At 73.1% G+C, this 4,657-nt stretch carries 2 protein-coding genes; both read left to right on the top strand.

What is annotated here, in order from left to right; all coding sequences use genetic code 11:
- Positions 1-2,617 (top strand): condensation domain-containing protein (locus LQ326_RS46815; protein ID WP_234545314.1); only part of this gene is annotated, 2,617 nt, incomplete at its 5' end.
- A gap of 191 nt (positions 2,618-2,808) precedes the next feature.
- The coding region (locus LQ326_RS46810) for a condensation domain-containing protein (protein ID WP_234545313.1) at positions 2,809-4,657 on the top strand (1,849 nt) is incomplete at its 3' end.

Below are 4,657 nucleotides of genomic sequence, written 5' to 3'. Positions count from 1 at the left end.
TTCCGCGCTGGCCGCGATGATGGCGGCCTCCGGCGTCGGGGTGGCGAGTGTCGTTCCGTCGCTGCTGTGGGCGCTGGAGCCGGAGGCGGTTCCGGGGGTCGGCAACTGGGTGCTGGGTGCGGAGCGGCTGGAGTCCGGTCTGGCGGCGAAGTGGCGTGAAGGGGCTCGGGTGTGGAACACCTACGGCCCGACCGAGGCCACGGTGATCTCGACAGCGGTCTTGTTGGGTGAGGGGATAACCCGGGAGGGGGCGCCGCCGGCCATCGGTTCTCCGCTGCCCAATGTCCGTACTTACGTGCTGGACGCCTTTCTGCGGCCGGTGCCGGTTGGGGTGGCCGGTGAGTTGTATGTCGCGGGGGATGGGCTGGCTCGGGGTTATGTGAACCGGCCGGGTCTGACGGCGGAGCGGTTCGTGGCATGCCCGTTCGGTGACGGCGACGGGCGGATGTATCGCACGGGGGATCTGGTGCGGTGGCGGGCCGATGGCCGCCTGGAGTTCGTGGGCCGCGCCGACCAGCAGGTGAAGATCCGCGGCTTCCGGGTGGAGCCGGGCGAGGTGGAGGCCGTCCTGGCCGCCCACCCGGGTGTGGAGCGGGCGGCCGTGCTGGTACGGGACGGGCGACTCGTCGGGTACGTCGTCGGGGCGGTGGACGTGAGCGCCGTGCGGGCTCATGCGGCGACCCGGCTGCCGGAGCACATGGTTCCGTCGGCGCTGGTGGTCCTGGACGACTTCCCGCTGACGCCCAACGGCAAGGTCGACCGGTCCGCCCTGCCCGCGCCCGACCTCGCGTCCGTGGCCACCCGGGCGCCCGAGACCTCGGCCGAGGAGGCGTTCTGCGCCCTGTTCGCCGAGGTACTGGGTCTGGAGCGGGTGGGGGTCGGGGACGGGTTCTTCGAACTGGGCGGCGACTCGATCCTGTCGATGCTGCTCGCCTCCCGCGCCCGGCGGGCCGGGTGGGCGGTGACGCCCCGCCAGGTCTTCGAGGAGAAGACCCCGGAACGGCTGGCGCTGGTGGCGGTCGCGACCGGGGACACGTCCGAGGAGGTCGAGGACGGCGGGGCCGGTGAGGTGCCGTGGACGCCGGTGATGCGGTCCATGGGCGCGGACGCGCTGCGGCCGCGGTTCGCGCAGTGGATGGCCGTGGGCGCGCCCGCCGGGCTGAGCACGGACGTGCTGGAGACGGGGTTGGAGGCGGTGCTGGCCACGCACGGCATGCTTCGGGCCCGGGTCGAGGACGGGCCCGGCGGCCCGGTGCTCGTCGTACCGGAGCCCGGCACGGTGGATCCGTTCGGCCGTGTCGACGGCGTCGGTCGGGGCGACGGGTTCGGCAGAGTCGTGCGGGTGGACGCCGGGGGTGTCTCCGACGACGGCCTGGACGACGTGGCCGGGGACGCTGCCCGGGACACGGTCGAGCGACTGGATCCGGTGGCGGGCGTGATGGCGCTCGCCGTGTGGGTGGACGCCGGTCCGGGCCGGACCGGGCGCGTGGTCCTCGTAGTGCACCATCTCGTCGTCGACGGGGTGTCGTGGCGGGTGCTGATGCCCGACCTGCGGGCGGCCTGCGAGGCCGTGGCCGCCGGCCGCGAACCCGACACTGTCCTGCAGTCGGCCGGCACCTCGTTCCGGTCCTGGGCACGCCAGTTGGAGCGCTCGGCCCGCAGCCCGGAGCGGGCGGCGGAGCTGGACGGCTGGCTGGCCCTGCTCTCGGGGACCACCGGGCGTACGGTGGTCGGGTCCCGTCCCCTCGATCCGTCCCGTGACACCGTACGGACCCTGGTCCGCCGCGACTGGATCCTCCCCGCCGACCGCAGTGCCGTACTCGTCGGCCGTACCCCTGCGCTCTTCCACTGCGGAGTGCACGAGGTGCTGCTGGCGACGCTGGCCGGAGCTGTGGCGCGGTGGCGTCCGGAGGCTGGGGACGGGAACGAAGCGGGGGTCAGGGCCGGCGGCCTGCTGGTTGAGGTCGAGGCGCACGGCCGCGAGCCGCTGTCGGAGGGCATGGACGTGTCCCGGACCGTGGGCTGGTTCACCGCGGTGCATCCGCTGCGGCTGGACGTGTCCGGAATCGACCTGGAGGACGCGGCGGGCGGCGGCGCCGCGGCCGGCGTGCTGGTCAAAAGGGTGAAGGAACAGGTACAGGCGGTACCCGGGGACGGGCTGGGCCACGGCCTGCTGCGCTGGGCGAATCCCGAGGCGGCACGGGCGTTGGCGGACCTTCCCACACCGGAGATCGGCTTCAACTATCTGGGCCGGTTCGCCGGGACCGGACCGGGCGGGAGCCCGGTCGGCGCCTGGCAGACAGCCGGGGACAGCGCGATGTCCGGCACGGCGGATCCGGACATGCCGGTGCTGCACCCGCTGGAAGTCGGCGCCGTCGTGACCGACACCCCGGACGGACCACTGCTGACCGTCACCCTCGGCTGGCCCGCAACGCTGCTGGACGAGGACCGGGCCGAACATCTCGGCCGGACCTGGCTGGAACTACTGGAGGGGATCGCAACCCATACCGCCGATCCGACGGCCGGCGGCCACACACCCTCCGACTTCGCTTTGCTCGATCTCGACCAGGACGAAATCGAGGCCCTGGAAACCGAGTTCGCGGATGACCACGGCTGACGCGTATGCGCCTCCGACTACGGCCTTCGAACCTTCGACCTCGGCCCTGGGCGACCGCCTCCGGCCGTCCCTGACTCCCGCTGATTCCCTCCGATTCCGTCCCACTTCACTCCGACTCCTGAGACCTGCTCCCTGACGCTCTGCCCGCGCTGCCGAACCGAAGCTGTGACCGCTGTGAGGAGACCAACGCGATGACCCGGACTCGGACCGCCATCGAAGACATCTGGCCGCTGTCGCCGCTGCAGGAGGGGCTGCTTTTTCACGCGGCCGTCGGTACGGGTGCGTCCGACGTGTATGCGGGACAGCGGGCCCTCGCACTCGACGGGCCGTTGGACGCCGAACGCCTTCGCCGTTCCTGGGAGGGGCTGCTCGCCCGTCATGGCGCCCTGCGGGCCGGCTTCCGGCGGCGCAGGTCGGGCCAGGCGGTGCAGGTCGTCGCCCGGCATGCCGAACTTCCCTGGCAGGAAGCTGACCTGAGCGGCCTGCCGGAGGCGGAGGCCGAGGCGGCCCGGCTGTCCGAGGCGGAGCTGTCGGCCGGCTTCGATGTCGCGCGCGGCCCGCTGCTCCGGCTTCTGCTGATCCGTCTCGGCGAGCGGCGGCACCGGCTGGTGATGACGACCCATCACATTGTGCTCGACGGCTGGTCGTTGCCCGTCCTGGTGGACGAACTGTCGACGGTGTACCGGGCCGGGGGTGACGTCCGGGCACTGCCGCCGATCCGTTCCTACGGCGACTACCTGGCCTGGCTGGGCTGGCAGGACCGGGAGGCGGCACGGAGCGCGTGGCGCGCGGAGCTGGCCGGGGCGGACGAGCCCACCCTGGTCGCCCCGGCCGACCCCGCGCGGGTGCCGCTGCGGCCCGAGGCCGTGCTCACCGAGTGCAGCGCGGAACTGACGCGGGCACTGGAGGTGCTGGCACGTGAGTGCGGCGTCACCATGGCCACGGTGGTGCAGGCCGCGTGGGCGATGGTCCTCGCCCGGCTGGCCGGGCGGCAGGACGTGGTGTTCGGCACCACCGTCGCCGGGCGGCCCACGGACCTGCCGGGCGCCGACTCGCTGGTCGGCCTGTTCATCAACACCCTGCCGGTCCGCGTCGAACTGGCCGGGGGCAGCACCGTCGCCGAACTGCTCGCCACGCTGCAGGCGCGCCAGGTGAGCCTCCTGGGCCACCAGCACCTCGGGCTCACCGAGATCAGGCAACTCGCCGGACCCGGCGCGGAGTTCGACACGCTGGTGGTGTACGAGAACTATCCGCGATCGGCGGCCGAGGAGCCGGACGGACCCGACGCCGTCACCATCCGGCTGGACGGCAGGACAAGGGACGCCAGTCACTATCCGCTCGGCCTGATCGTCGCACCGGGTGAGCGGATGGAGCTGCAACTCGACCACCGGACGGACCTGTTCGACCGCGCGGACGCCGAGCGGGTGCTGGCCATGCTGCACCGGGTGCTCGAAGGGTTCGCGGCCGACCCGCACGCGCCGCTGGCCCGCATCGGACTCCTGGACGAAGACGAGTTGGTCCGCGTCACCCGCGACTGGCAGGACATCCAGCCGGAAGCGCCCTGCGGGACGCTGCCCGACATGCTCACGGAGCAGGCGCGCCGGACGCCGGACGCGATGGCCCTGGACTCTGACGAACGGACGCTGACCTACGTCGAGTTGGAGGACGAGGTGGGCCGCCTGGCGCGGTACCTCATCGGTCTCGGCGTGGGACCCGAGCAGCGGGTCGCCGTCGTCGCGGAGCGGTCGGTGGGGACGGTGGTCGCGCTGCTGGCCGTGTCGATGGCCGGCGGAGCCTTCGTCCCGCTGGACCCCCGGCACCCGGCGGACCGGCTGGCCCTGGTGCTCGACGACTCCGACCCGGTCGTGGTGCTGTGCACCGAGGCCGGCCGCGCGGTACTGCCCGAGGACACCCGGGAGCGGGCGATCGCCCTGGACGACCCGCAGGTCATGGCGGCGGTGGCCCGGCACACGACGGGCCCGGTGACCGACGCCGAGCGTACGGCGCCACTGCGTGTCACCAACGCCGCGTACGTCATTC

Origin of the sequence: Streptomyces shenzhenensis, from assembly GCF_021462265.1 — a bacterium.
Classification (GTDB): Bacteria; Actinomycetota; Actinomycetes; order Streptomycetales; family Streptomycetaceae; genus Streptomyces; species Streptomyces shenzhenensis.
This window is presented reverse-complemented; position numbering and strand designations above follow the sequence as displayed.